The sequence below is a fragment of the Nocardioides mangrovi genome (assembly GCF_020073815.1).
Taxonomy (GTDB): domain Bacteria; phylum Actinomycetota; class Actinomycetes; order Propionibacteriales; family Nocardioidaceae; genus Nocardioides; species Nocardioides mangrovi.
The window spans coordinates 1-26,653 of record NZ_JAIQZJ010000007.1 but is presented as its reverse complement, the minus strand read 5'-3'; the positions used below and the strand labels follow the sequence as shown (position 1 = coordinate 26,653).

Annotated in this window: 26 protein-coding genes and 1 tRNA gene; 4 read left to right on the top strand and 23 right to left on the bottom strand. The window is 71.5% G+C overall.

Annotated elements, in window-relative coordinates:
- Positions 1 to 101: 101 nt before the first annotated feature.
- The 4 genes from K8U61_RS12650 to K8U61_RS12635 are packed head-to-tail and all read right to left on the bottom strand — an operon-like array spanning position 102 to position 3,703.
- Positions 102 to 1,481, bottom strand: a complete 1,380-nt coding sequence (locus tag K8U61_RS12650) for a vWA domain-containing protein (protein ID WP_224123390.1) — start codon at positions 1,479 to 1,481, stop codon at positions 102 to 104.
- Positions 1,478 to 2,383 (bottom strand): AAA family ATPase, encoded by a 906-nt coding sequence (locus tag K8U61_RS12645; protein WP_224123389.1) that lies wholly within the window; start codon positions 2,381 to 2,383, stop codon positions 1,478 to 1,480. The genes K8U61_RS12650 and K8U61_RS12645 overlap by 4 nt, the downstream gene beginning before the upstream one ends.
- Positions 2,384 to 2,397: 14 nt before the next feature.
- Complete coding sequence (locus tag K8U61_RS12640) at positions 2,398 to 3,162, bottom strand: crotonase/enoyl-CoA hydratase family protein (RefSeq protein WP_224123388.1); 765 nt, start codon at positions 3,160 to 3,162, stop codon at positions 2,398 to 2,400.
- Position 3,163: 1 nt separating this feature from the next.
- Positions 3,164 to 3,703, bottom strand: coding sequence for a gamma carbonic anhydrase family protein (locus K8U61_RS12635; protein WP_224123387.1), 540 nt, complete (start codon positions 3,701 to 3,703; stop codon positions 3,164 to 3,166).
- A 127-nt stretch (positions 3,704 to 3,830) separates the two neighbouring features.
- Between K8U61_RS12635 and K8U61_RS12630 the strand changes: the two genes are divergently transcribed.
- A complete protein-coding gene (locus tag K8U61_RS12630) occupies positions 3,831 to 4,664 on the top strand; it encodes an endonuclease/exonuclease/phosphatase family protein (RefSeq protein ID WP_224123386.1) in 834 nt (277 codons plus the stop codon).
- Here K8U61_RS12630 and K8U61_RS12625 read toward each other — a convergent pair.
- The 3 genes from K8U61_RS12625 to K8U61_RS12615 form a co-directional block, all read right to left on the bottom strand.
- Positions 4,648 to 5,253: a DNA-3-methyladenine glycosylase I gene (locus K8U61_RS12625; protein ID WP_224123667.1), complete on the bottom strand. Its 606-nt coding sequence runs from the start codon at positions 5,251 to 5,253 to the stop codon at positions 4,648 to 4,650. The two genes, K8U61_RS12630 and K8U61_RS12625, sit on opposite strands and share 17 nt — an antisense overlap.
- A gap of 83 nt (positions 5,254 to 5,336) precedes the next feature.
- Positions 5,337 to 5,426, bottom strand: a tRNA-Ser gene (locus K8U61_RS12620).
- Positions 5,427 to 5,464: 38 nt separating this feature from the next.
- Entirely contained in the window at positions 5,465 to 6,049 is a 585-nt protein-coding gene (locus tag K8U61_RS12615; RefSeq protein WP_224123385.1) for a TIGR03086 family metal-binding protein, read from the bottom strand.
- A gap of 86 nt (positions 6,050 to 6,135) precedes the next feature.
- Between K8U61_RS12615 and K8U61_RS12610 the strand changes: the two genes are divergently transcribed.
- Positions 6,136 to 6,567 carry a MarR family winged helix-turn-helix transcriptional regulator gene (locus tag K8U61_RS12610; RefSeq protein ID WP_224123384.1) on the top strand — a complete coding sequence of 144 codons (432 nt, stop codon included), beginning with the start codon at positions 6,136 to 6,138 and terminating at the stop codon, positions 6,565 to 6,567.
- On the opposite strand, the gene K8U61_RS12605 is transcribed toward K8U61_RS12610, so the two are convergent.
- The 12 genes from K8U61_RS12605 to K8U61_RS12550 all read right to left on the bottom strand — a co-directional run bounded on the left by K8U61_RS12605 (position 6,548) and on the right by K8U61_RS12550 (position 21,322).
- Positions 6,548 to 8,458, bottom strand: a complete 1,911-nt coding sequence (locus K8U61_RS12605) for a CocE/NonD family hydrolase (protein WP_224123383.1) — start codon at positions 8,456 to 8,458, stop codon at positions 6,548 to 6,550. The genes K8U61_RS12610 and K8U61_RS12605 overlap by 20 nt on opposite strands.
- A 192-nt stretch (positions 8,459 to 8,650) precedes the next feature.
- Positions 8,651 to 9,238 (bottom strand): LutC/YkgG family protein, encoded by a 588-nt coding sequence (locus K8U61_RS12600; RefSeq protein ID WP_224123382.1) that lies wholly within the window; start codon positions 9,236 to 9,238, stop codon positions 8,651 to 8,653.
- Positions 9,235 to 10,650, bottom strand: a complete 1,416-nt coding sequence (locus K8U61_RS12595; RefSeq protein ID WP_224123381.1) for a lactate utilization protein B — start codon at positions 10,648 to 10,650, stop codon at positions 9,235 to 9,237. Before K8U61_RS12595 ends, K8U61_RS12600 begins: the two co-directional genes overlap by 4 nt.
- 20 nt (positions 10,651 to 10,670) lie before the next feature.
- Positions 10,671 to 11,399, bottom strand: coding sequence for a (Fe-S)-binding protein (locus tag K8U61_RS12590; protein WP_224123380.1), 729 nt, complete (start codon positions 11,397 to 11,399; stop codon positions 10,671 to 10,673).
- An 8-nt stretch (positions 11,400 to 11,407) separates the two neighbouring features.
- Positions 11,408 to 12,901 carry a rhamnulokinase gene (locus K8U61_RS12585; protein ID WP_224123379.1) on the bottom strand — a complete coding sequence of 498 codons (1,494 nt, stop codon included), beginning with the start codon at positions 12,899 to 12,901 and terminating at the stop codon, positions 11,408 to 11,410.
- Complete coding sequence (locus K8U61_RS12580; RefSeq protein ID WP_224123378.1) at positions 12,898 to 14,928, bottom strand: bifunctional aldolase/short-chain dehydrogenase; 2,031 nt, start codon at positions 14,926 to 14,928, stop codon at positions 12,898 to 12,900. The genes K8U61_RS12585 and K8U61_RS12580 overlap by 4 nt, the downstream gene beginning before the upstream one ends.
- A gap of 4 nt (positions 14,929 to 14,932) precedes the next feature.
- A complete protein-coding gene (gene rhaI, locus K8U61_RS12575) occupies positions 14,933 to 16,096 on the bottom strand; it encodes an L-rhamnose isomerase (RefSeq protein WP_224123377.1) in 1,164 nt (387 codons plus the stop codon).
- 6 nt (positions 16,097 to 16,102) lie between these two features.
- The gene (locus tag K8U61_RS12570; protein WP_224123376.1) at positions 16,103 to 16,468 is read right to left on the bottom strand and encodes an L-rhamnose mutarotase; all 366 of its coding nucleotides are present in this window, start codon (positions 16,466 to 16,468) and stop codon (positions 16,103 to 16,105) included.
- 116 nt (positions 16,469 to 16,584) lie between these two features.
- The gene (gene rhaS / locus K8U61_RS12565; RefSeq protein ID WP_224123375.1) at positions 16,585 to 17,625 is read right to left on the bottom strand and encodes a rhamnose ABC transporter substrate-binding protein; all 1,041 of its coding nucleotides are present in this window, start codon (positions 17,623 to 17,625) and stop codon (positions 16,585 to 16,587) included.
- A 48-nt stretch (positions 17,626 to 17,673) separates the two neighbouring features.
- Positions 17,674 to 18,714 carry an ABC transporter permease gene (locus K8U61_RS12560; protein ID WP_224123374.1) on the bottom strand — a complete coding sequence of 347 codons (1,041 nt, stop codon included), beginning with the start codon at positions 18,712 to 18,714 and terminating at the stop codon, positions 17,674 to 17,676.
- Positions 18,711 to 19,775: an ABC transporter permease gene (locus K8U61_RS12555; RefSeq protein ID WP_224123373.1), complete on the bottom strand. Its 1,065-nt coding sequence runs from the start codon at positions 19,773 to 19,775 to the stop codon at positions 18,711 to 18,713. Before K8U61_RS12555 ends, K8U61_RS12560 begins: the two co-directional genes overlap by 4 nt.
- On the bottom strand, positions 19,772 to 21,322 hold the full coding sequence (locus K8U61_RS12550) for a sugar ABC transporter ATP-binding protein (RefSeq protein WP_224123372.1): 1,551 nt from the start codon (positions 21,320 to 21,322) through the stop codon (positions 19,772 to 19,774). The genes K8U61_RS12555 and K8U61_RS12550 overlap by 4 nt, the downstream gene beginning before the upstream one ends.
- A gap of 192 nt (positions 21,323 to 21,514) precedes the next feature.
- Here K8U61_RS12550 and K8U61_RS12545 point away from each other — a divergent pair, with 192 nt between their 5' ends.
- Positions 21,515 to 22,546 carry a LacI family DNA-binding transcriptional regulator gene (locus tag K8U61_RS12545; RefSeq protein WP_224123371.1) on the top strand — a complete coding sequence of 344 codons (1,032 nt, stop codon included), beginning with the start codon at positions 21,515 to 21,517 and terminating at the stop codon, positions 22,544 to 22,546.
- Between the two features lie 10 nt (positions 22,547 to 22,556).
- Here K8U61_RS12545 and K8U61_RS12540 read toward each other — a convergent pair whose 3' ends face one another.
- Both K8U61_RS12540 and K8U61_RS12535 read right to left on the bottom strand, forming a co-directional pair.
- Positions 22,557 to 23,696, bottom strand: a complete 1,140-nt coding sequence (locus K8U61_RS12540) for an alpha/beta hydrolase family protein (RefSeq protein WP_224123370.1) — start codon at positions 23,694 to 23,696, stop codon at positions 22,557 to 22,559.
- A 124-nt stretch (positions 23,697 to 23,820) separates the two neighbouring features.
- On the bottom strand, positions 23,821 to 23,970 hold the full coding sequence (locus K8U61_RS12535; RefSeq protein ID WP_224123369.1) for a hypothetical protein: 150 nt from the start codon (positions 23,968 to 23,970) through the stop codon (positions 23,821 to 23,823).
- An 84-nt stretch (positions 23,971 to 24,054) separates the two neighbouring features.
- On the opposite strand from K8U61_RS12535, the gene K8U61_RS12530 reads away from it, so the two are divergent.
- A complete protein-coding gene (locus K8U61_RS12530; RefSeq protein ID WP_224123368.1) occupies positions 24,055 to 24,453 on the top strand; it encodes a YybH family protein in 399 nt (132 codons plus the stop codon).
- A gap of 3 nt (positions 24,454 to 24,456) precedes the next feature.
- On the opposite strand, the gene K8U61_RS12525 is transcribed toward K8U61_RS12530, so the two are convergent.
- Complete coding sequence (locus K8U61_RS12525; RefSeq protein ID WP_224123367.1) at positions 24,457 to 25,221, bottom strand: hypothetical protein; 765 nt, start codon at positions 25,219 to 25,221, stop codon at positions 24,457 to 24,459.
- A gap of 98 nt (positions 25,222 to 25,319) precedes the next feature.
- A complete protein-coding gene (locus tag K8U61_RS12520; RefSeq protein ID WP_224123366.1) occupies positions 25,320 to 26,507 on the bottom strand; it encodes an HNH endonuclease signature motif containing protein in 1,188 nt (395 codons plus the stop codon).
- Positions 26,508 to 26,653: the final 146 nt, after the last annotated feature.

Below are 26,653 nucleotides of genomic sequence, written 5' to 3'. Positions count from 1 at the left end.
TGCGGGTTCACCAAGGGATCAGGGCGAACCCGCGCTTCCCCCGTCGAGCTCACCGCGGTAAGCGTCGGTTCACCTTCATCCCTTGGTGAACCCGCGGGCGCTCAGGCGAGCGTGTCGTGCACGAACTCCCCGAGCTGGGTCAGGTTGCGGCACTCGACCATCGGCACGACCGCGGCGTACTTCGACGCGGCCGAGTCGCCGGTGTCCCAGTGACGACGGTGCTCGGGGTTGAGCCACCACGCGTGCCGGGCCGAGCCGGCCAGCCGCTCGAGCACGTCGAGGTGCAGGTCGCTGTAGTTGGAGCGGGCGTCGCCGAGGATCAGCAGGGACGAGCGCGGGCCGAGCGCGTCGGCGTACGACTCCTCGAACTTCACCAGCGCGCGGCCGTAGTTGGTGCGGCCCCACAGCGCGGCGTGGGCGGTCGCCGCCGCGAGGTCGGTGAGCACGTCGCCGGGGTCGGCACCGGGCTTGAAGTGGTGGGTGACCTCGTGGACGTGGTCGATGAAGGTGAAGGCGCGGACCTTCTCGAACTGGTCGCGCAGCGCGTAGACGAGCAGCAGCGTGAACTGCGCGAAGTTGGCCACCGACCCGCTCACGTCGCAGAGCACGACCAGCTCGGTGCGGTGCGGGCGCTTGGGCCGGTGGTGGGTCTCGAGCGGAACGCCGCCGGTGGAGACCGACGCACGGACGGTACGCCGGAAGTCCAGCGGGCCGCGGCGCTTGGCGTGGTGCTCCTGGGTGAGCCGGGTCGCGAGCCGGCGCGCAAGCGGGTAGATCTCGCGGCGCATCTGCTCGAGGTCGGAGCGGCGGGCGGCGGTGAAGTCGAGCCGGTCGATGGACGGCTTCACCGCGACCGACGCGACGTGCTCGGGTCCCTTCTCCTCCGCGATCCGGCGCCGGGCGTCGGCCTCGACCATCGCGGTGAAGCCGCCCATCCGGCGCCCGGCCTCGCGGCGCGCGTCGTCGTCGGCGCGGCCGTCGGCGAGCAGGGCCGCGACGATGCGGTCGACGAGCTCGTTGGGGGCGACCCGCTGCATGGCGGTGTACGCCGACCATGACGACAGGCCCGGGCCACGACCGGGCATCGCGCCGAACCGCGCGATCATCTCCGCCGCCAGCTCGAGCATCGCCTGCTGGTCGCCCTCGGCCAGCGCGTCGGCGAGCTGCTCGCGGAAGGCCGCCAGCGCGGCGGCGTTGTCCCGGGCCGCGGCCGGCTCGGGCTGGTCGTCGGCGTCGCGGCGTACGCCGTCACCGACCATCCGCGGGAAGTAGACGTCGAAGAGCGCGTCGAAGGTCGGGCGCTGGGTCTGCTTCTTCACCAGCGTCGCGGCGTACGCCGCCCGCACGGTCTCGCGCTCGCTCCACGGGAGCACGGACAGCGCGCCGATCGCGTCGAGGTCCTCGGCGAGCGACACCGACATCCCGGCGGCGCGCAGCGCCTCCAGGAAGCCGATGTGCCTGTCGACGAGACCCGATGTCATGAGCGGAGTCGGAGCTCCTTCACGGCCTTCTCCTGGTCGGAGCTGTGCTTGAGGACGACGCCGAGGGTGTCGGCGATCGCCTTCTCGTCGAGCTCGCCGATCTCCAGCGCCACCAGGGTCCTGGCCCAGTCGACGGACTCCGCGATGGACGGCGCCTTCTTCAGCTCCAGGTCGCGCAGTCGGCCGATCGTCTCGACCAGCCGGCCGGCCACGCGCTCCTCGAGGTCGGGCACCTGGCTGGTTACGATCTCGCGCTCGCGCTCGGCGTCGGGGTAGTCGAGGTGCAGGTAGAGGCAGCGCCGCTTGACCGCCTCCGACAGCTCGCGGCTGGCGTTGGAGGTGAGCACCACGAAGGGGCGGCGTACGGCGGAGACCGTGCCGAGCTCGGGGATCGTCACCTGGAAGTCGGAGAGCACCTCGAGCAGCAGCCCCTCGACCTCGACGTCGGTCTTGTCGACCTCGTCGACCAGCAGCACCGTGGGTTGGTCGCGCCGGATCGCGGTCAGCAGCGGGCGGGTGAGCAGGAACTCCTCCGTGAAGATGCCGCTCTCCCAATCCTGAACGCTCTGCGGCAGTCCTGTGGTTGCGGTTGCCTCCCGGCTTACGGTGGCAGCCTGGATGAAGAGGAGCTGCTTCTTGTAGTTCCACTCGTAGAGCGCGCGGGCCTCGTCGAGACCCTCGTAGCACTGCAGCCGGATCAGCTCGGCGTCCGTCACCCGCGCGACGGCCTTGGCCAGCTCGGTCTTGCCGACGCCCGCCGGTCCCTCGACGAGCAGCGGCTTCTCCAGCGCGCCGGCGAGGTACGCCGTCGTCGCGGTCGCGGTGTCGGCGAGGTAGCCCGACGCGGACAGCCGGGTGGCGGCGTCGTCGGGCGAGGAGAACCAGGAGCTCGGCTGCGGCATGGGGTCATCCTTCCCTACTGGCCGTGGCGGCCCTCGCCGCCGGCGAACCTGGCGGCGCCCTCGATCGCGCCGGAGGTCAGCGAGGTCGTGCCGTGGCGGAGCTCGTTGGCGAGCGCGTCGTCCTCGGTCAGGCCCTCCTGCTCCAGCAGCGAGAGCCGGTCCTCGCGCAGGCAGACCTGCGGGAGCGCGGCCAGCTGGTGGGCGAGCGCCTCGGCCTCGACCCGGGCCTGGCCGACGGGGACGACCCGGTTGACCAGGCCGATCCGCTCGGCCTCCCAGGCGTCGACCGGGCGGCCGGTCAGGGTGAGGTCCATGGCGCGGCTGGCGCCGATGAGGCGCGGCAGCCGGACCGTGCCGCCGTCGATGAGCGGCACGCCCCAGCGACGGCAGAAGACGCCGAGCACCGCGTCACCGGCGGCCACCCGCAGGTCGCACCAGAGCGCGAGCTCGAGCCCACCGGCGACGGCGTACCCCTCGATCGCCGCGATCACCGGCTTGGACAGCCGCATCCGGGTCGGGCCCATCGGGCCGTCGCCACCGTCCTCGACCGGGGTCACCTGGTTGCCGCGCTCGGTGCCGATCGCCTTGAGGTCGGCGCCGGCGCAGAAGGTGCCGCCGTCGCCGTAGAGGACCGCGACGCTCTGGCTGTCGTCCGCGTCGAAGGCGCGGAAGGCGTCGGCGAGCGCGGCCGCGGTCGGGCCGTCGACGGCGTTGCGGGCCTCGGGGCGGTCGAGGACGACCGTCGTCACCGGACCGTCGACGCGGACCCGCACGCTCATGTCAGTCGTCCTCGTCCTCGACGAGCACGGCGCTCTTGGCGTGCCGCTGGGCGAGCTCCTGGTAGTACGGCGGGTTCTGCTCGACCCAGAACTGCGACGACGTGCCCTCGATCGGCTTGGTGGGCTTGGCCGGGATGCCCGCCGCGACCATGCCGCCGGGGATCTCGGTGCCCGGGGTGACGACCGACCCGGCGGCGACCAGCGTGCGCGACCCGATCCTCGCGCCGTCCAGCAGCGTCGAGCCGTTGCCGATCAGCGCCTGCTCACCGACCTCCGCGCAGTGCACGATGCAGCCGTGGCCGACCGTGGCGTTCGCCCCCACGACGAGCGAGGTGCCGGGCGCCGCGTGGAGCACGGAGTTGTCCTGGATGTTGGAGCCCGCGCCGATCACGATCGTGCAGATGTCGGCGCGGATCACGGCGCCGTACCAGACGCTCGCGCCGGCCTCGACGGTCACGTCGCCGATCAGGGTCGCGGTCGGTGCGACGAAGGCATCGGGATGGACGGTGGGGCGCTTGCCCTCGAACTCGTAGAGCGGCATGGGCCCATTCCACACGACGACCGCGACGTCACGGCGTGGAGGTCCGGAGCCCAGGACGCGCCGCCGGTGTGGGAGCCGCTGCTCGCCCCCTGGTCAGGACGCGCGCGATCCGGCCGATGATGACCTCGTGCGCACGAAGTCCTGCCTGACCGCTGCCCTGCTCGCCGTCGCCCTGACGGCCTCGCTCACCGGGACGGCGAGTGCGCACCAGCACCGCCACCACGCGAAGCACCACCGCCACCATCACGCCGAGCACCGGCACCAGGTCGTGCCGCAGAGGCTGCACCTGGCGCAGGCGAACCTCAAGCAGGGGGAGGCGAAGTTCGCCGCCGACCTGGCCGAGGTGACCGAGGGCAGACCCGACTTCGTCACGCTCAACGAGGCGGGCTACCGGACGGACGAGGAGATCCGGCCGCAGGGGTACGACGCGTACCGCGGCCTGAGCTCGCCGTACACCCGGGAGACGCCGGTCCTGTGGCGCAAGCACCGGTGGGAGGCGATCGGCCACGGCACCCGGTGGATGACCCGGCGGCAGGTCCGGTGGGGCCAGCGCGCCGTCAACTGGGTGACCCTTCGCTCGACCCGCACCGGCAACGTCGTCTCGGTGGTCTCCGCGCACCCGGCGCCGACGCTGCCGCGCACCGAGGGGCTGCTGCCGAAGTTCGCCAAGCACCTGGTGACGGTCGTGACCCACCTGGAGAAGCGCGGGCCGGTGCTCGTCGGCGGCGACCTCAACTCCCACTACACCTCGAGCCTCTTCCCGCGGACCATCTTCGACAAGGGCGGACTGACCTCGACGTACGCGACCTTCGGGATGCCGGTCGGCGGCACCGGCGACCACGGTGGCGCCACCATCGACTACCTGCTCTACACGAGTGGACTGGTGCCGAAGGAGCAGTCGACGGCGGAGCTGCACTCCGACCACGACGCCGTCTTCGGCACGTTCAAGCTCGGGAGCTGACCGTCCGGAAGCAGCCGAGGACGTGGCCGTCCAGCACGCCGACCGCGTTGAGCATGCTGTGCGCGACGACCGGCCCGACGCCGCGGTAGCCGCGGGTGCGGAGCACGGCGCTGACGCGATCCCCGACGGGCGCTGAGTCGAGCGCGCTCGCCCAGGACGTGACGGGACCGCGCGCCACCGGCGCGTGCGCCCACACCAGCTCGTCGAGCGACGGCCCCTCGACCACCAGCCGGGCGTTGTGGATCACCTGCTCGATCTTGCGCCGCTGACGCACGACCCGACGATCGGCGAGGAGCCGCTGGACGTCGCGTTCGTCGTACGCCGCCACCACGGTCGGCTCGTAGCCCGCGAAGGCGTCCCGCATCGCGTCGCGACGGCGGAAGACCACCTCCCACGAGAGCCCGCCCGCCATCAGCGCCTCGGTGAGCGCCCGCAGCAGCCCGGCCTCGTCGTGCACCGGCGTGCCCCACCCGACGTCGTGGTAGTCGACGAGCCCCGCGATCGGCGCACCGGCCCAGTGGCAGCGCGGCCGCCCGTCCGCGAGGGTGACGGTGAGCGGGGTGTCGGGATCGATCCCCCGCCCGACCATCGCCCGCACACCACGACGGTAGCCCTCGCCCGGACGCGACGAGGCCCCGTCCGGATGATCCGGACGGGGCCTCGTCGACTGGCTGGCGGTGGCGGTGGGATTTGAACCCACGGTGGGTTTGACCCCACACAACATTTCGAGTGTTGCACCTTCGGCCGCTCGGACACGCCACCGCGGGAGACAGTACCGGAGGGCCTCGGGGCGGACGAAATCAGGAGGCGGGTGCCCAGCCCGGCTCGCGGCCGGTGGCGCCGGCGAGGCGGTCGAGGAGCGCGGCGTCCTCCTCGACGGGTACGGCGGGGCCGAAGGGGCCGTCGCCGGCGCCCTCGGGCACCTCGAAGCCGCGGGCGAAGTCGAGCGAGGCCCGGACGACGCTCTCGTGGGGGTCGTAGGCCTGGCCGGTGGCGCGCGCGAGGTCCCAGCCGTGGACGACGACCTCGTCGAGGGCGACCAGGGCGGCGATCTCGGCCGGCATCTCGATCGGGCCGGCCATGGTGAGGCCGGCGTACGCGTCCGGGTCCTCCCAGGCGGCCGCGAGGGCGGTGAGCCGGGCCGGGATGGCGTCGCGCCAGTCGCCCGGCAGCGCGGCGGCGTCCGCCGAGGGCGAGGCGCCGCCCGGCGGGGCGGACTTGGTCGCGGCCCAGGTGAAGGCGAGGGCGAGGCCGTGCACGTGGTCGAGCAGGTCGCCGACCGTGTACGCCGGACAGGGGGTCGGCGCGCCGAGCTGGTCGTCGCGGACGCCGCGCACGAGGGCGGCGACCAGGTCCGTGGCCGGGCGGAAGTCGATGGTGTCCATGCCCTGTCGACCCGTCGACAGCGGCGGACTCATCGCATTCGTTGACACGACAACACCGAGCCCTAGGCTGGGGCCGTGGAGTGCGCATGGAGCCGCTGACCGACGCGGACGCGGAGCTGTGGGCCGCGTGGGTGGCCGCGAGCGAGGCGTTGGCGCAGGTCAGCACCGATGTCGCCGAGGCGACCGGCCTCTCGGAGCCCGACGTCACCGTGTTGATGTGTCTCCAGCAGGCGGACGGGGCGCGGCTGCGGCAGAGCGACCTCGCCACGACGACGGGCTGGCACCGCAGCCGTCTCTCCCACCACCTCAAGCGGATGGCCGAGCGTGGACTCGTCAACCGCACGGAGGTGCCCGGCGGGGTCGAGGTGCGGTTGACGACCATGGGTCGTGCCGCCGCGGCACGGGCGCGGCCCGTGCACGCCGACGCCGTACGCCGTCACCTCGTCGCGCCGCTCCCGTCCCGAGACCGGGAGCGGCTCGTCACGATCCTCCGGAGGCTCACAGCCCCGGGATCGTGAGCACCGAGGGGTAGGTGTCGGAGTTGTGGATCGTGAGCCCGGTCAGCGTCGAGGGCAGGTCCTGCACCGTCGGCGAGAGGTGCGGCACGTCGAAGGCCTGGATCGCGATCCGCAGCCGGTGACCCGGCGCCAGCTCGGCGGCGGTCGGGAAGATCTCGACGTCGACCGGCGCGACCTCGCCGCTCGCCAGCGGCTGCTTCGACGCCCGGGTGAACGGGTGGTAGGGCTGGATCAGCTGCCCGTCGAGGTAGCGGCTGCGCCTCTTGTCGAGCTTGCGCTGGGCGATCGTCTGCCAGCCACCGGTGAGGCGGGTGACCGTGCCGTCGGGCGCGACGTCGGAGACCGAGACGGACAACAGGCCGTCGCCGCTGAGGCTCGAGGTGTAGAGCCGCGCGTTGATCGGTCCGCGCAGCCGGACGGTGTGGTCGAGCGGATCGGTCTGGAAGACCACGCCAGTCTTGTCGTTGGGCGCGTTGTCGCTCCAGCACGGCAGGTCCGCGAGCGCGGCCTCGGGCAGCCCGGCGGTCCACTGGTTGGTGGAGCGGGTGCAGAGGCCGGAGACCGGGACCGGAGGCACGTACGCCGTACCGGCCTCGACGTGCTGGTCGGGGTCGCCCTCCGTCAGCGTGCCGATGCCGCCGCCGGCCCGCGCCGCGCCGGTGAGCCGGAAGGACTCGGCGTGCTGGTCGCCCATCCAGCTGTCGGCGTGCGTCCAGTCGCCAGAACCCTGCTCGTAGGAGGTGATCGGCGCGATGTCGGAGTCGAGCGTCGGGTCCTTGATCCCCTTCACGTAGCGGTCGAACCACCGCAGCTGCAGCTCGTCGAGGGTGCCGTAGCCGGCCTGGTCGATGTCGCTCGCGGCAGAGCCCTCGAGGTGGTCCCAGGGACCGATGATCATCTTCACCGGGACGCCGCGCTGCTGGAGGTTCTCGAAGAGCAGCGGGGTGCCGCGCTGGAAGATGTCGAACTCGCCGCCGACCAGGAACGTCGGCACCTGCACCTTGCCGATCACCCGGCCCGGGGAGCGGTCCCGGTAGAACTTCCCGTCGTACGCCTCGTCGCCGCCGAGCAGCGCCTTGAGCATCAGCGGGATGGTGAAGGTCCCGGCCGCGGTGAGGTGGGAGACGAGCGCGCCGAAGCCGGACTCGGGGTCGGTCGCGGTGACGGCCGGCGGGATCACGCTGGTGCCGGTGACCAGGCCGAGCCAGAGCGGGATGAAACCGACGTCGATCTGGCCGCCCGAGGCGACGACGTCGCGGTAGACGTCGGCGGCCGGGACCTGCGGGAAGATCGCCTTGAGACCCTTCGGCTGGCTGCCGGCGGCGAAGATCTGGCTCATGCCGAGGTACGACGGGCCGTTCATGCCGACCTTGCCGTCGCTCCACGGGCGCTGCTTGGACGCCGCCCACTCGACGATCTCGCCGGCGTCCTTGTCCTCACGCCGGCTGAACGCCGCCCACTGGCCCTCGGAGCTGCCGGTGCCGCGGGCGTCGACGGTCAGGTGGGCGTAGCCGCGCTCGACGAGGTAGTCGGGGGCCGCCCCGGTGAGGCCGCCGCTGACGTTGCCGGAGGACTTGTTGTACGCCGTGATCGTGACGATGACCGGGAAGCGGCCGTCGACCGGCGCACCGTCCGCGTCGGCGGGAAGGACCAGGTCGCCGCGGAGCACGACGCCGTCGGACATCGGGATCGCGAGGTCGGTCCGGGTGACCGTGCCGGGGTAGTCGGCGGGGCGGGCGGTCCAGCCACTCTTCTGCTGGGTGACGTGGGCCGCGGCCGCGTGGGTCGGTCCGGCCGACGCGAGGGCAGGCAGCGGGCTGAGCAGCGTGCCCGAGACGAGGACGGCGGCGAGGCGTGAGGCGATCCGGCCACTCCCCTTGCGATGAGTCATGCGCAGACAACGAGACCGTGTAACAGTGAGTTACGGGCGTCACTCCGCGACCTGCAGGATTCACCGGTGCACCGGTGAATGCCGCACTTCTCAGGCGTTGCAACGCCCGGGAAGTGACAGGGAAGCCTGAGAAGTAGGGGGACGACCCCGACCTCAGTCGACGACCTCAGTCGACGACCTCAGTCGACGACCTCAGTCGACGACGATCACGTGCAGGGTGCGTGGGCCGTGGACGCCCTCGACCCGGCTGAGCTCGATGTCGCTGGTGGCCGACGGGCCGCTGATCCAGGTGTGCGGCCGGGCAGGGTCGAGCAGCGGGAGCGCGTCGGGGACGTCGGGGACGACCTGGTCGACGCGGACGATGCAGACGTGCAGGTCGGGCACCAGCGAGATCGCGCGCCGGCCCTGGCCCGGCCCGTGGTCGAGCACGATCGTGCCGGTCTCCGCGATGCCCACCCGCGCCTCGGTGACCACCGCGTCGATCGCGTCGAGCTCGGCGGCGGTGAGGCCGGTGTCGGCCACGGCGCCCGGCACGGTCACCCCCAGACCGTCGGGTACGACGGCGCGCGCCCCGGCCGGCAGGGCCTCCGCGACCCGCGCGGTCAGATCGGCGGGCGTGCAGCGCACGACGGTCGCCCGGTAGTCCTCGACCCGCTCGACGAAGAGCCCGACCACGTCCGCGGGCGGCGAGATCCGCGGCGACGGCGGAACGGCGTACCCGGGCTCGACGCCCTCGAGCGCCCGCCGGACCCGGCCGAGGACGTCGTCGCGGGCGCTCATGGCCTGCCCCCGTCGGTGCGCTTCCACCACTGGCGGAAGGACTCGCGCGGGGCGGGTGGGAGGTCGCGGGCGGAGGTCCACTTCGACGCGCCGACGCGCCGGGCGACCCGCAGGCCCACCCGGGTGAAGCGCTCCCCGAGGCCGAGCTTGCGGGAGTCCGAGAGTGCGACGGCCGCGCCCTTGAAGGCGACGGCCTCCACCTTCGGGACACCACCCCGGTGGGCGTCGACGACCTGCGCGCGCAGGTCGACGAGGACCGAGGGGATGTCGATCCGGACCGGGCAGGCCTCGAAGCAGGCGCCGCAGAGCGAGGATGCGTAGGGCAGGGAGTCGACCTGCTCGTCGTGCCCCGGACCCTTGAGCAGCGGGTTGAGGATCGCGCCGATCGGGCCGGGGTAGACCGAGCCGTAGGCGTGGCCGCCGGTGCGCTCGTAGACGGGGCAGACGTTGAGGCAGGCCGAGCAGCGGATGCAGCGCAGCGCCTGGCGGCCGACCTCGTCGGCGAGGGCGTTGGTGCGGCCGTTGTCGAGCAGGACGACGTGCACCTCCTGCGGGCCGTCGCCGGGGCTGATGCCCGACCAGGTCGACGTGTAGGGGTTCATCCGCTCGCCGGTCGAGGAGCGAGGAAGCAGGCGCAGCAAGGGATCCAGCCCCTCCCAGGTCGGCACGACCTTCTCGATGCCGACCACGGAGACGAGCACCTCGGGGAGGGTCAGGCACATCCGGCCGTTGCCCTCGGACTCGACCACGACCAGCGTGCCGGTCTCGGCGACGGCGAAGTTGGCGCCGGAGACGCCGACCTTGGCGCGCAGGAACTTCTCGCGCAGGTGGGCGCGCGCCGCAGCCGCGAGTACGGCGGGCTCGTCGGTCAGGTCGTCGGGAGCGGGCCGGCCGACCGCGGCCATCTCGCGCAGGAAGATCTCGCGGATCTCCGAGCGGTTGCGGTGGATCGCCGGCACCAGGATGTGCGAGGGCAGGTCGTGCCCGAGCTGCACGATGAGCTCGGCGAGGTCGGTCTCCCAGGCGGCGATGCCCTCGGCCTCGAGGGCCTCGTTGAGCCCGATCTCCTGGGTGACCATCGACTTGACCTTCACGACCTCGTCGACGCCGTGCCCCTTCGCGATCGACGCGACGATCGCGTTGGCCTCGGCCGCGTCGCGCGCCCAGTGGACGGTCGCACCGTTGGCGGTGAGGGTCTCCTCGAGCCGCTCGAGGTGGGTGGCGAGGTCGACGAGCGCCGACTCCTTCACCCCCGCGCCCGCCAGCCGCAGGGCCTCCCAGTCGCTGTTGGCGTTCACCTCGTCGATCAGTCGCAGCCGCTTGGCGCGGATCGTGCCGGTGGCGTGGGCGAGGTTGTGGCGCAGCTGCGCGTTGCCCAGCGCCTCCTGGGCCGCCTTCGGGAAGGCTGGCATGCCGACGAAGGTGCCGCCGCTCATTCGGTGGCCGCCAGGATCTCGGCGAGGTGCACCGTGCGGACGCCGGCGCGCTCTCGGGTCATCAGGCCACCGATGTGGGTCAGGCAGGAGTTGTCGCCGGCGACGAGGACCTCCGCACCGGTGTCCTGCACGTGCCGGACCTTGTCGGTGCCCATCGCGACCGACGTGTCGGCGTTCTTGACGGCGAAGGTGCCGCCGAAGCCACAGCACTGATCGGCCGCCGGCAGCTCGAGCAGGGTCAGGCCGCGGACGGCCTCCAGCAGCTGTCGCGGCCGGTCGCCCACCCCGAGCATCCGCAACGAGTGGCAGGTCGGGTGGTAGGTCACCGTGTGCGGGTAGTAGGCACCCACGTCGGTCACCCCGAGCACGTCGACGAGGAACTCCGAGAGCTCGTAGACCTTCGGCGAGGTCTCGGCGACAGCGGACTCCAACGCCGCGTCGCCGGAGCGGCGGGCCACGATCGAGTGCTGGTGCCGGGCGCAGCCGGCGCACGACCCGGACGGCGTGACGACGGCGTCGTACCCCGCGAACGCGTCGACGAAGTTCCGGACCACCGGCACGGCCTCGTCGAGGTAGCCGGTGTTGACCATCGGCTGCGCGCAGCAGGTCTGCCGGGCCGGGAAGTCGACCTCGACGCCCAGGCGCCGCAGCAGGGTCACGACCGCCTTGCCGGTGTCGGGGTAGAGGGCGTCGTTGATGCACGTGACCATCAACGCGACCCGCATGGAAGACATCATACCTTTGCTGCGCGCCGCTCCGCCGCGTCCCAGTCCGCGCTCGCGGCGGAGCCGCTCGCCGGCTCGAAGCGGCGTACGTCGTGGGTGCGTCGGATCAGCGCACGCATCGCGGCCAGGTCGGGCAGGTCGGCACCCAGGGCGCGGGCCTGCACCAGCCCGTTGCCCAGCGCCGCGGCCTCGCCGGGACCGGCCAGCACCGGGACGCCGAGGGCATCGGCCGTGAGCTGGCAGAGCAGGTCGTTCTGCGAGCCGCCGCCGACGACGTGCACGACATCGACGTCGCGGCCGGCCAGGGTCGCCGCCAGCCGGACGTTGCGCCGGTAGGCGAGGGCCAGGCTGTCCAGGATGGTCCGGGTGATCGCGACCGGGGTGCGCGGGATCGGCTCTCCGGCCTCGCGGGCCAGCTCCTGGATCCGCGACGGCATGTCACCGGGCGTGAGCAGCCGCGGGTCGTTGATGTCGACCACCGTCCGCAGCGCGGGCGCGTCGGCCGCACCGGCGAGCAGCGCCGGCAGCGTGACGTCGGCCAGCCGCTTGTCCGCCCAGGTGCGCACCGACTCCGAGAGGACCCACAGGCCCATGACGTTCTTGAGGAAGCGGATCGTGCCGTCGACGCCGGTCTCGTTGGTGAAGTCGGCCTCGCGCGCCTCCGCCGACAGGACCGGGCCGTCGAGCTCGAGCCCGACCAGCGACCAGGTGCCCGACGAGATGTAGGCGAACGACTCCTCGCCCGCGGGCACGCCGACGACCGCCGAGGCGGTGTCGTGGGAGCCGACCGAGATGACGGGTACGCCGGGAGCCCCGACGTACGCCGCCACCTCGTCCACCACCGGGCCCACCACGGTGCCCGGGTCGCGCAGCGGCGGGAGGATCCCCCAGGGCAGGCCGATGCGCTTCGCCAGCTCGAGCGACCACTCCCCCGTCCGCACGTCGTAGAGACCGGTCGTGGAGGCGTTGGTGCGCTCGGCACCGGCCTCCCCGGTCAGCCAGTAGGTCAGCAGGTCCGGCAGCAGGAGCAGCTGCTCGGCCGCCTCCAGCGACGGCGTGCCGAGCTCCGAGACCAGCTGGTAGATCGTGTTGAAGGGCAGCTGTTGCAGCCCCGTCACGTCGTAGAGCTCGGCGTCGGAGACGACCTCGCGCACCCGGGCGGGTACGCCGTCGGTGCGGCTGTCGCGGTGGCTGCGCGGGTTGCCGAGCAGCCAGCCGTCGCGGCCGACCAGGCCGTAGTCGACGGCCCACGAGTCGATGCCGATGCCGTGCAGCCGCCCGGTCCGGGCGACCTCGCGGACGCCGGTCAGCACCTCGCGGTGGATGCCGAGCACGTCCCAGAAGAGGCCGCCACGCACCGGCACCCCACCGTTGGAGAACCGGTGCAGCTCCTCGAGGTGCAGCGTCCGCGAGCCGACCCGGCAGGCCATCACGCGCCCGCTGGTCGCCCCGAGGTCGACCGCCGCGACCCGGACCGGTTCCGAGGTGGAGCGAGGAGTCATCGCAGGAACGCCGCCGCCACGCCCGCGTCGACCGGGATGTGCAGGCCGGTGGTGTGGCTGAGCTCGGCCGAGCAGAGGACGAAGACCGCGTTGGCGATGTTCTCCGGCAGCACCTCGCGCTTGAGGATGGTGCGCTGCGCGTAGAACTTGCCGAGGTCCTTCTCCTTCACGCCGTAGACGGCGGCGCGGTTGGCGCCCCAGCCGCTGGAGAAGATGCCCGAGCCCTGCACGACGCCGTCGGGGTTGACGCCGTTGACCTTGATGCCGTGCTCGCCGAGCTCGGCGGCCAGCAGCCGCACCTGGTGGGCCTGGTCGGCCTTGGCGGCGCCGTACGCGACGTTGTTGGGGCCGGCGAAGATCGAGTTCTTCGAGGAGATGTAGACGATGTCGCCGCCCATCCCCTGCTCGATCATCGCCTTCGCGGTCGCCTTGGCGACCAGGAAGGAGCCCTTGGCCATCACGTCGTGCTGGAGGTCCCAGTCGCGCTCGGTGGTCTCGAGCAGCGAGCGCGAGAGCGAGAGGCCGGCGTTGTTGACCACGAGGTCCACGCCACCGAAGGCGAGCACGGCCGCGTCGACCATCGCCTGCACGGCGCCGGCGTCCGAGACGTCGACCTGCACGCCGACGGCGACGTCCGTGCTCCCGATCTCGGCAGCGGCGGACTGCGCCTTCTCCAGGGACAGGTCGGCGATGACGACGCAGGCGCCCTCGGCCGCCAGCTTCTTCGCGGTGGCCAGGCCGATGCCGGACGCGGCACCGGTCACGAGCGCGACGCGGGTGGCGAGCGGCTTGGGCTTCGGCATCCGCTGGAGCTTGGCCTCCTCGAGCGCCCAGTACTCGATGCGGAACTTCTCCGCCTCGTCGATCGGGGCGTACGTCGAGAGGCCCTCGGCGCCGCGCATCACGTTGATCGCGTTGATGTAGAACTCGCCGGCGACGCGGGCGGTCTGCTTGTTGGCGCCGTAGCTGAACATGCCGACGCCGGGCACCAGGATGATCAGCGGGTCGGCGCCGCGCATGGCGGGCGAGCCCTTGACCTTGTTGCGGTCGTAGTAGCCGGCGTAGTCGGCGCGGTAGGCCTCGTGCAGCTCGGCGACCCGGGCCAGCACCTTCTCGATCGGGGCGTCGGCCGGGAGGTCGACGACCATCGGCTTGACCTTGGTGCGCAGGAAGTGGTCCGGGCACGACGTACCGAGCTCGGCCAGGCGCGGGTGGTTGCGGCTCGCGAGGAAGTCGAGCACCACCTTGTCGTCGGTGAAGTGGCCGACCATCGGGCGGTCCGCCGACGCGACCCCCCGCAGGGTCGGCGCGAGCTCGGCGGCCCTGGCGCGGCGCCTGGCGGGGCTCAACGGCTCCCACTTCTTCACGCGGGCACCGAAGGGCAGCTTCTTCGAGTTGGCCTTGATGTAGCGCTCCGCCGTACGGATGATCCAGAGCGAGTTCTTCTCGCACTTGTCGGAGGTCTCGCCCCACGCGGTGATGCCGTGGCCGCCGAGGATGCAGCCGATCGCCTGGGGGTTGGCCTCCTTGATCGCGGCGATGTCGAGGCCGAGCTGGAAGCCCGGGCGGCGCCACGGCACCCACACGACCTTGTCGCCGAAGATCTTGCGGGTGAGCTCCTCGCCGTCGGCGGCGGTCGCGATCGCGATGCCGCTGTCGGGATGGAGGTGGTCGACGTGCGGGGCGTCGACGAGGCCGTGCATGGCGGTGTCGATCGACGGAGCGGCGCCGCCCTTGCCGTGCAGGCAGTAGTCGAACGCCGCGACCATCTCGTCCTCGCGTGCGACGCCCGGGTAGACGTTGACCAGCGCGCGCATCCGGTCGAGGCGGAGCGCGGCGAGGCCGGCCTCGGTGAGGGTGCCGAGGTCGCCGCCGGAGCCCTTGACCCAGACGAGCTCGACCGGCTCACCGGTGACCGGGTCGGTCTCGGTGCCCTTCGCGGAGGTGTTGCCCCCGGCGTAGTTGGTGTTCTTCGGATCCGCGCCCAGCCGGTTGGACCGGGCGATCAGCTCCTGTGCGGTGCTCATGTGTTCAGTTCCATCCTGCCTGCGTGCCGCCGACGCGGTCCGCCTCGATCTGCTCCTGGTAGCCGCTCTCGAGATAGGCCCGCATCGGGTTGGCGGGCAGGTCTCGCTCCTCGCGCCATGCGGCGAGGTCGGCGCGGACGTCGGTGTAGAAGGCGTCCATGAAGATCTCGTTGGCGAGCAGGACGTCGCCGTCCTCCTGCGCCTGGGTGAGGGCGTCCCGGTCGAGGAGCAGCGCACGCGCCGTCATCTCCTGGACGTTGAGCACCGACCGGATCTGGCCCGGGATCTTCTTCTCGATGTTGTGGCACTGGTCGAGCATGAAGGCCACGTCCGAGTCGGCCTCGAACGCACCGCCCCGGGCGCACTCGACGAGGATCCGGAAGAGCTGGAAGGGGTCGGCCGACCCGACGATGAGGTCGTCGTCGGCGTAGAAGCGGCTGTTGAAGTCGAAGGAGCCGAGCTTCCCGAGCCGGAGCAGCTGGGCGACGATGAACTCGATGTTGGTGCCCGGCGCGTGGTGACCGGTGTCGAGGCAGACCATCGCCCTCTCGCCGAGGGCGGCCACCTGCACGTACGACGTGCCCCAGTCCGGGACGTCGGTGTGGTAGAACGCCGGCTCGAAGAACTTGTACTCGAGCACCAGCCGCTGGTCGTCGCCGATCCGGTCGTAGATCGTCTGCAGGCTCTCGGCGAGGCGGTCCTGGCGGCCGCGCATGTCGGCCTGGCCCGGGTAGTTGGAGCCCTCGGCGAGCCAGATCTTCAGGTCGCGCGACCCGGTCTGGTCCATGACGTCGATGCACGCGAGGTGGTGGTCGATCGCCTTCTGCCGGATCCGCTTGTCGGTGTGCGTGAGGGCGCCGAGCTTGTAGTCGTCGTCCTGGAAGGTGTTGGAGTTGACCGTGCCGAGCGCGATGCCGAGGTCCTCGGCGTACCGGCGCAGCGCGGCGAAGTCGTCGACCTGGTCCCACGGGATGTGCAGGGCGACCGACGGCGCGAGGCCGGTGAAGCGGTGCACGGTCGCCGCGTCGGCGATCTTCTCCTCGGGCGTGCGGGGGGTGCCCGGGGTGCCGAACACCTTGAACCGCGTCCCGGAGTTGCCGTAGGCCCACGAGGGGACCTCGATCGCCTGCCCCTCGAGGAGGGGTGCGATCTCGCTGAAGGTCGTCATCTCACATCACTTCTGTACGTCGTCGTCTGTGGTCGTGCCGATGAGCTGGTCCTCCAGGTGGAAGACCTCCTCCAGGACCAGGAACCCCTCGTCGGGGGCCTGGCCGTCGAGCTCCTCGAAGAAGTCCCCCATCTCCGCCTGCCACCGGGCGTTGACATCGGTGGCGGCCATCCCTGCCTGGGCGGCCGCGACGGAGTCGGGGGTCTCGAAGTAGCCGATGAGGAGACCGTCCTCGCGCAGGAACAGCGAGTAGTTGTGCCAGCCCGTGTCGTGCAGCGCCCGGAGCATGTCCGGCCACACCGCGGCGTGCCGGGTCCTGTACTCCGCGATCCGGTCACGCTTGACCTGGAGCTGGAAGCAGACGCGGGGCATCGCCACACCTTTCACGGGCAGGGGTGTTGGGGAGGGGTGCTGCCGGCCGGCCGGGTCAACGGACGGAGGTCGAGGGAGACGACCGGCCGGCAGCACGTTGATCGGACGAGATCGACTCAGAAGTCGAAGTCGTCGATGTTGTCCTTGTTGAAGCGGTACGGGTCACCGAGGAGGACGGTGCCGTCCTTGCCGACGGTGAAGTCGCCCAGGTCGCCGGCGGTGAACGAGTCGCCCTCGGCGCCGGTGATGTCGCCGTTGACCAGGGCCTGCGCGGCGTACGCCGCGAGGTAGCCGAGGTCGTGCGGGTTCCAGAGCGCGAACTCGGTGACGGTGCCGTCCTTGACGTACTCGCGCATCTGGTTCGGGGTGCCGAGGCCGGTCAGCGCGACCTTGCCCTTGGCGTCCGAGGTCGAGAGGTAGCGAGCGGCCGCCGCGATGCCGACGGTGGTCGGCGAGATGATGCCCTTGAGGTCGGGGTGCGACTCGAGGAGACCGGCGGTCTTGTCGAAGGAGGTCTGGTCGTCGTCGTCGCCGTAGACGACGTCGACGAGGTCGATGTTCGGGTGGTCGGCCGCGAGGTCCTTCTTCATCAGCTCGATCCACGCGTTCTGGTTGGTCGCGTTGGCGGCGGCGGAGAGGATCGCGATCTGGCCGGAGTCGCCGATCTGCTCGGCGATCATGTCGACCTCGACCTTGGCGATGCCGTCGGCGGTCGCCTGGTTGATGAAGAGGTCGCGGCACTCCGGGTTGGTGTCGGAGTCGAAGGTGACGACCTTGGTGCCGGCGTCGCGCGCCTCGTCGAGGGCGTCGCAGATGGCCTCGGGGTCGTTGGCCGACACGACGAGCGCGTTGACGCCTTGCTGCGCGGCGGTGTTGATGTAGGAGACCTGCGCGTCGGGGGTGGCCGTGTCGGGGCCGACCTCGTCGTAGGTGCCGCCGAAGGCCTCGACGGCCTCCTTGCCACCCGCGTCGCTGGTGTCGAAGTAGGGGTTGCCGAGGTTCTTCGGCAGGAAGGTGACGGAGACGTTGCCGCCGTCACTGCCACCACTGGAGCTGCTGCCACCGTCGCTGTCGCTGCTGCCACAGGCGGTCAGCGCCAGGCTGGCGACGACGGTCACCGCAGCCAGGGCGGAGAGCCGCCGGTTCCGGATCTTCATGGTGCTCACCTTTCGTTGGTGCATCTGTTGTCGTGCGGTTGTTCCGAGTCAGGAGAGGCGCCGGCGGGCCCACACCCGCTGCACCCAGGCGATGGCGGGGGTCGCCATCACGGAGAGGACGAGGAGCGTGCCGATCACGATGTTGATCTTGTTGACCGTGTAGCCCTCGAGCCGCATGGCGCTGGAGATGACGCCGATCAGGACGACGCCGGCGACGACCCCGTGCAGGGCGCCGCGGCCGCCGAAGATGGAGACCCCGCCGAGCAGCACCGCCGCGATCACCTGGAGCTCCAGGCCGCTGGCGTTGTCGCCGCGGGCGCTGCCGTAGCGCAGCGTGAAGTAGAGGCCGGCGAAGGCCGACACCGCGCCCGACATCACGAAGAGCAGGAGCTTGGTGCGCTCGACGTTGACACCGGTGAAGTGCGCTGCCTCGTCGTTGAGCCCGATCTCGTAGACACCGCGCCCGAAGGTCGAGAAGTGCAGCAGCCACACGAAGAGGACCAGCAGGACCAGGAACGGGACCAGGATCATCGGGTAGCTCGTGCCGTCGCCGAAGATCCGGTTGCTCGGCCAGTCGCGCCACTTGTCCGGGAAGTCGGTGATCGCCTTCGTGCCGAGCAGGCCCTCGGCCAGGCCGCGGTAGAGCGCCAGCGTGCCGATGGTGACGGCGAGCGACGGGAGCCCGACGTACGCGACCAGGAAGCCGTTGACCGCGCCGCAGAGGACGCCCGCGAGGATCGCGGCGAGCGCCGCCATCGGCATCGACCAGCCGGCGTCCGCGTGGAGGGTGCCGAGCAGCGCGCTGGACAGGCCCATCACGCTCGCCACCGACAGGTCGATCTCGCCGGTGACGATGACCAGCGTCATCGGCAGCGCGATCAGCAGGATCGGCGCGATGTCGAGGAAGAGGTAGTAGAGCGTCAGCGGACCGTCGAAGTTCGGGACGTTGCCGCGCGAGTAGAAGAAGACGACCAGCAGCAGCGCGATCACCGCGAACTCGCGGGTCAGCAGCACCCGGCGCCACAGTGCGTGCGCGTACGACGGGTAGGTGCGGGGCGTGCTCTCGGCCGGAGCGGTTGCGGTGCTCATGAGGCGGTCCCCACCTTCGTCGGAGCGGCGTGCGCCAGGTCGCGGGCCGCGATGAGCAGGCGTTCCTGGCGGCGGGAGTAGAGCCGGTCGAGGGTGATCGCGCCGAGGATCAGCGCGCCGACGACGGCCTGCTGCCAGAAGTCCGAGATGCCCCAGACCGGCAGCGCCCGGTTGATGGTGATGAGCAGGACCGCGCCGATCGTGGCGCCCCAGACGGTGCCCACGCCGCCGGCGATCGCGACGCCGCCGATCACCGCGGCGCCGACGGCCTGCAGCTCGATGCCGAGGCCGGCGCCCGAGGAGACGGTGCCGTAGCGGGCGGCGTACACGACCCCGGCGAGGCCGGCGAGCGCACCGCTGAGCACGAAGGCGAGCAGCACCCGGCGGGTGACCGGGAGGCCGTAGAGCTTCGCGGCGTCCTCGTCGGAGCCGATCGCGTAGAACTCGCGGCCGCTGCGTGCGGTGTAGAGGTAGTAGCCCACCAGGCCCATGACGACCAGGGCGATGATCGTGACGACCGGGATCGTCAGGATCGCCTTGGTGCCGAGCTCGTTGAAGGAGGACGGGAAGTCGGAGGCGTTGACGCGGTCGCTGCCCGCCCAGGACAGGAAGATCCCGCGGTAGACGTAGAGCGTGCCGAGCGTGATCACGATGGCCGGCACCCGGCCGAAGGCGATCAGCACGCCGTTCACGAGGCCGAGCAGCGCGCCGAAGGCCAGCCCGATCACGAACACCAGCGGGACCGGCAGGTCCGGCCACTGGATGAAGACCTTGCCGGTGAGGTACGCCGTGAGGCCCAGCGTCGAGCCGACCGAGAGGTCGACGTTGCGGGTGATGATCACGACGGCCTGGCCGACGGCCAGGATCATCAGCAGCGCCGGCGAGACGAGCAGGTTGCGCCAGCCGTCGGAGCTGAAGAGGAAGCCGTCGCTCTTGAAGGTCGTGAGGGCGATGATCACGACGAGCACGGCGGCGACCGTGATCTCGCGGGACTTCGCGAGGCCGACCAAGGCGCGCTGCAGGCGCGGCTGGGCGCTCGCGGCGATGTCGAGCTGACTCATGCCGTGACCTCCGCGTCGACGGGCTGGGACGGGGAGTGCTGGATCGAGGCGGTGGCGGCGCGCATGACGTTCTCGGGTGTCGCGTCGTCGCGGGCGATGTCGGCGGTGATCCGGCCCTCGCAGACCACGAGGACGCGGTCGGCCATGCCGAGCACCTCGGGCAGCTCGGAGGAGATCATCAGGATCGCCAGGCCCTGGCCGGCCAGCTCGGAGAGCAGCCGGTGGACCTCGGCCTTGGTGCCGACGTCGATGCCGCGGGTGGGCTCGTCGATGATCAGCAGCTTCGGCTCGGTGGCCAGCCACTTGGCGAGCACGACCTTCTGCTGGTTGCCGCCGCTCATCGTGGTGGCGTGCATGTCGAGGGAGCTGGTCTTCACCTCGAGCCGGCCGGCCCACGGACCGGCCGCCCTGTTCTCCGCGCCGGAGGTGAGGAAGCCGGCCTTCGAGAGCCCGCGGCGGATCACGCCGGCGACGTTGCGGGACACCGACTCGTCGATGACCAGGCCCTGCTTGCGACGGTCCTCGGGGACGAACGCCATGCCGGCCCTGATCGCGGCCCGCGGCCGGTGGGCGGGTACGTCGGAGCCGTGCATCCGCACCCGGCCCGCGTCGTACCGGTCCACGCCGAATACGGCGCGCGCGATCTCGCTGCGGCCGGCGCCGACCAGGCCCGCGAGGCCGACGATCTCGCCGGCGCGGACCTGGAAGGAGACGTCGCGGAAGAGGCCGGCCGAGCTGAGGCCCTCGACGTCGAGGACGACGTCGCCGATCTCCGCCGGGGTCTTCGGGAAGAGGTCGGTGACCTCACGGCCGACCATCTGCGCGACCAGCTGGTCGACGGTCGTGTCCGCGATCGACTGGGTGGAGATGTAGGCGCCGTCGCGCATCACGGTGACCGTGTCGCAGAGGTCGAAGACCTCGTCGAAGCGGTGGGAGATGAAGACCAGGGCGCGGTTCTCGTCGCGCAGGCTGCGGGCGACCGCGAAGAGCCGCTCGACCTCGACGCCGGAGAGGGCCGCGGTCGGCTCGTCCATGATCAGGACGCTCGCGTCGAGCGAGATGGCCTTGGCGATCTCGATGATCTGCTGGTCGGCGATCGAGAGGCCGCGGGCCGGGCGACGCGGGTCGATGTGCACCCCGAGTCCGGCGAAGAGGCGCTCGGCCTCGGCGTACATCGCGGCCCGGTCGATGCGCCGCCCGGTGCCCAGCGGCTGGCGGCCCATGAAGATGTTCTCGGTGACCGAGAGGTCCGGGAAGAGCGTGGGCTCCTGGTAGATCACCGCGACGCCGGAGGCCTTGGAGTCGGCGGTCGACCCGAAGTCGACGTCCGTGCCGTGCAGGCGGAAGACGCCGCTGTCGCGGCGGTGCACGCCGGCGACGATCTTGACCAGGGTCGACTTGCCGGCGCCGTTCTCGCCGACCAGCGCGTGGATCGATCCGGGAGCGACAGCGAGGCTGCCCGAGCGCAGCGCGGCGACGGATCCGAACGACTTGGCCACGTCGCGCAGCTCGAGGGCGAAGCCACCCTCGGGTGCGGTTCCGGGCATGGAGTGCTCCGTTCGTTGACTCGGCTGAACTGGATTGAAAGGTTTCAATCCGACGCCCGGACCATAAGTGGCCGCGATCACACGCGTCAACACCTTCGGCGAAATCTTGCCGTCACAATCCGGACACGGAGCCGCCGACGTGCCTCTACGCTGTGCTTGATCGTTTCAAGGAACGAGCCTCGAGGAGGTCGGATGCCAGGGCGTGAGCCGGGCGCGCGCAGCGCGTCGGTCAAGGACGTCGCCGCCGCGGCGGGCGTCTCCCTCGGCACGGTCTCGAACGTCCTCAACCGGCCCGACCGGGTCAGCCCGGAGACCCGCGAGCGGGTCCAGCGCGCGATGAGCGACCTCGGCTTCGTGCGCAACGAGTCGGCCCGCCAGCTGCGGGCCGGCACCAGCCGGACGCTGGCCTACGTGATGCTCGACGCCAGCAACCCCTTCTTCACCGACGTCGCGGCCGGCATCGACACCGCCGCCGAGTCGGTCGACCTCGCGCTCGTGCTCTGCAACAGCCGCAACTCCGCGCAGCGGGAGCGGTCGCACCTGGCGCTGCTCGAGCAGCAGCGGGTGCAGGGCGTGCTGATCACACCGGTCGAGCCGGACTCCCCCGCTCTCGAGGAGCTCGCCCAGCGCGGCACCCCGGTCGTCGTGGTCGACCGCACCCGTGCCGATCAGAGCTTCTGCTCGGTCGCCGTCGACGACGTCCTCGGCGGCCGCCTCGCGGTCGAGCACCTCCTCGACCGCGGCCACACCCGGGTCGCGTACGTCGGAGGCCCGCGGCACCTCGGCCAGGTGGCCGACCGTCTCCGCGGCGCCCGCGACGCGTGGTCGGCGGCGGGACGTCCCGAGGACGCACTGGTCGAGGTCGAGACCGCTGCCCTGACCGTCAACGAGGGCCGCGAGGCCGGGGCCCGGCTGGCCGGCCTCCCGGCCCGGCGCCGCCCCACCGCAGCCTTCTGCGCCAACGACCTGCTCGCCCTCGGCCTGCTCCAGCACGCGATCTCCTCGGGCGTGCGGGTGCCCGAGGAGCTGGCCATCGTCGGCTACGACGACATCGACTTCGCCGCCGCGGCCGCCGTGCCGCTGACGTCGGTGCGGCAGCCGCGCCAGCTGCTGGGGCGCACCGCCGCGGAGCTGGTGCTCGACGAGTCCGCCAACGCCGACCACACCCACCGGCAGGTGCTCTTCACCCCCGAGCTGGTCGCCCGGGCCTCGACGTTGGGCTAGGCCCAGACCTCTACAGCGTGTCCTCGACCCAGTCGGCGATGTAGGCGTTGATGTGCGGCATGTGGTCGAGCCCGACGTGCTCGGCCGCGCCCTCCTCCACGGTGAAGATCCGCAGCTCGCGCTTCGGGCTGTTCACCGCCTGGTCGTAGGACTGGTGGGCGTAGTCGACCGAGATCTGCCGGTCGTTGGCGCCGTGCGCGATGAGGAACGGCACGGTGATCTGGTCGACGACGCCGTTGAGCTGGACGCCCTCGGCGTACTCGATGAACTTGTCGACGTCGTCGAAGCCCCAGACCCAGAGGACGTGCTCCCAGTAGTGGGGCACGGGGTTCTCGCCCTCGCGCTGCAGGCGCTTCTTCTGGACCTCGCCCCAGTTGTGGTTGGCGCCCCAGACGGCGATCAGCTTGATCCGCTTCTCGAACGCCGCGGCGCGAGGGACGTAGTAGCCGCCGAGCGACCAGCCGACCAGGCCGATCCGGTCGCTGTCGACGTCGTCGCGGGCCTCGAGCCAGTCCACCTGGGCGGCGGCCCACTGCTCGGACTCGATGCGGGACTTCAGGTCCTGGAAGCGCAGCGCCTCGCCGGAGCCGGGGTTGTCGATCATCAGGACCGAGATCCCCCGCGCGCGCATCTCCTGCGCCCAGCCCGAGGTGTACATGTGCTCCTTGGTGGAGTCCAGGCCGTTCCACATGATCACGCAGGGGACGGGCTCGCCGTCGGTGCTGGCGTTGGAGAAGTACGCCGGGAGGGTGGTGCCCTCGAAGGGGACCTCGACCCGCGTCGTGGCGGGGTCGGCGAGCTCGAAGACCTTCTCGAAGGCGTCGAGCGCCTGCTGGTAGAACGCCCTCCGACCCGGATCGGTGTTGCTCAGCATCCGCTCCGCCTGGCAGACGTAGAGGCCCGAGCGGTACCACTGCTGGCCCGCCGTACGGAGATGTCCCGTGGCCTCGGACGCGCGCGCCTGGTCCGCGACCTGGTCGGCGACGGCCTTCCACGACTGCATGAAGACCTTGCTGCCCGAGTCGACGTCGGCGGCCTCGCGCGCCGGCCGGCAGGCCCGGTCCACCTCGTCGATCAGCCCGCCGTTGTTGAGCGTGGCGCAGACGCCGAGGTTCCAGACGTACTTGGGGCCGGTGAAGTACTCGAACATGTCCGTCACTGTGCCGGGCGTCACAGGATCGCGGAACCTGCCGGTGGTGATGCTTGGTATCGGCAGGCGCCAGCGTCGACGTACGGCTGCTGGTCGGAGACCTGCTGGCGTGGCTCGTGCTCGCTCAGTCGGCGTCGGGGACGAGGTCGGTGACGTAGCCGTACCGCTCGATCGCGAGCGTGTACGCCGCGCTGGAATCCAGCCTCGAGCGGCGCTCGGCGGTGGTCAGGTGCTCGATGACCAGGGACGTGGGGGTGGTGTCGATGAAGGCCATGCCCTCACGGTGCTCGGCCTTCCGAGGGCTCGACTGTGCCTCTGCTCGGCGGTTCCTGTGTCCTGGTCGGCGTAGCGTGCCGGCATGGACCGCACCGCCGCGCAGGCCTGGCTCGACCGCTACGTCGAGGCGTGGCGCTCCTACGACCCCGCCGCCATCGGCGACCTCTTCTCCGTCGACATCACCTACCGCTACCACCCCTCCGACGACCCCATCGCCGGCCGCGACGCCGTCGTCGCGTCGTGGCTCGGCGACGACCCCTCGGGCAACGCGTCCTCCCGCGACGAGCCGGGCACGTACGACGCGACGTACACGCCCTTCGCCGTCGACGGCGACACGGTCGTCGCCACCGGGTCGTCGACGTACCTGAAGGCACCCGGTGGCGCGGTGAAGGACGTCTACGACAACTGCTTCCTGATGCGCTTCGACGCCGACGGCCGCTGCTCGGACTTCACCGAGCTCTATGTGAAGCGCCCGCGCTGACGATCAGCGCGCCCAGGCCGGGACGATCACGGCGCCGCCGATGTGGCAGGTCGGCCCGGTCCGCGACTCGATGACGGCGGTACCCGCCCGGCGTGCGGTTGAGTACCGGTACTCGAGGTCGCCGTTGCCGCCGCCCTTGTACCCGTGTGGTCGGCCCTTGCCGACCAGGCGGAGGTCCGGACCGACGCAGTGGTGCGGGCTGGAGGTCGGGAACGCGGTGTAGACGGCGCCGTACCAGGCCCTCTTCGGGACCTTCGCCACGCGCAGGGCGGACCCGGCCGGAAGGTACGTGGCGCGCCCGTCCGCGTACCGGTGGTCGCGAACCCGACGGATCGGCCCGTCAGCCGCCGCCTGGCGATCGTCCAGCGCGCGGACGGCACACCTCCGCTCCGACCAGCCGCTGGTCGCTCCCCAGCCGTGCTGTCGGACCCGGACGCAGGTGATCTCGCCGGCGGCCAGGCGCACCCGGAGGCGACGGTCCGTGGAGTGGTCGACCCGGTCCGTCCACGGACGCGGCCGCGCGGCGCGTACGGGGGTCCGCGAGACCTGGATGTCGAAGCTGCGGTCCTGCGGGCCCGAAGCATCGCCCTGGTCGGCACCACCCGGGGCGATCCGGAAGAGCTGCGTCGGCTTCACGGTCACCGCGCCGAGGTAGCTGGTGCTGTAGACCTGTGGCGCCGAGACCGAGGGCGCCTCCGCACCAGCGAGGGACGGCTGGGCGGGCAGGGCGACGAGCGCCAGGGCTGACAGTGCCGCGAGCTTGCGCATGGTGGGACCTTCACTGTTCCGAGACGAGGCGCAAGTGTCACACGACGGCCGCTGCGAGCACGCCTCGAGCCCCGCCGGCCATGGCCGGCGGGGTGTGGTCAGCTCAGATGTCGGCGACCCGTCGGGCTGGTCCACACGAAGCTGGTCGGGCCGGTGCGCGTGTAGGTCCAGTCGCTGTGGGTTTTCAGCCGGTGGTGGCCGCGGCACAGCGGGGCGAGGTTGGAGCCGATGGTCGGGCCGAGCGGCCACTCGACGATGTGGTCGAGGTCGCAGCCGCGGGACGGCCGCGTGCAGTGGGGGAAGACGCAGGTTGGGTTGAGCAGGATCGCCTGCTCCTGCTGGGCTCCCGTGGGGGTGTAGCGATGCGTCACGAGCTCGGCGTTGAGATCGATCACGGGCTTCACGGTCAGCGCCGCGCCGGCCAGACTGCACCACTCGACGAGCTCCTCGGTGGTGATCACCGAGCGGGTGTTGTCGACCTCGACCAGCGCGTTGTCGGGTCGGGTGTGGGCATAGAGCACGATCTCGGTGGTCGAGCCCTCCTTGCCGAGCTGCCCGAGAGCCAGGGCGCGGCGCTGGTCCAGCGAGAGGTCGGGGTGGGTCGCGAAGAGCTCATGAGCCTTGGCGTTGACGACCTGGTCGAAGGCCAGCGCGACCGGCGCATCGACGAGAGCGTCGATGTGGACCTTGCCGGTCGTCGTCAGGTCGTCGGTGTGCACCCGGACGTAGTCGTCGTCGGCATGCCGCTGGCGGTCGGCCTCGAGGGCCTCGGGGTCGAGCTCGGCCTTCGCTCTCTCCACCGTGCGCTCGACCTGGGCGAGGGAGCAGCGGTGCGCGACGCGGGCCACGTGGTGGTCGACGTACGCCGCCGCCTCCATCGACAGGGCGCGGGTGGACTGGGCGACCTTGCGCGCCTTCCAGACGCGTACGTCGCCACGGACCAACCGCTCCCACAGCTCGGGCAGGCGGTGGTGGATCTCGACCGCGTCGCCGAGCAGGGCGCGGGCCGCGTCGGTGGAGATGCCGAGCGTGAGCGCGAAGTCGGCGATCGCGAACTCCGCGATGGTGGGCGCGCCGTCCCCGGCGATCGGCAGGTCGCGGTCGCCGTACGGGACGGAGATGTCGACCTCGTCGCCCGGGTGGAGCCGGACCCACTCCACCGCGATCTCGAGCTGGCGGGCCTCGGCGTAGAGAAGCAGTGCGAGGTTGTCGTCGAGCTCGCGCAGCAGCTCCTTCGCCGGGTCGGCGGGACCGGCTCCGGGAGTCGCGATAGCCGCTGCGGTCATGGAACAAGCCAAGCACTGCCCACCGACACTGATGATGCTTGTAGCGCTTGGGGATTCTGACTCTGCCGCCGACTGTCGACCTGTTGGTCTGACCCTCAGATTGGACTGTCGAGTCCCTGGGCGTTCGTTCGCCGGCCGGGCGGACA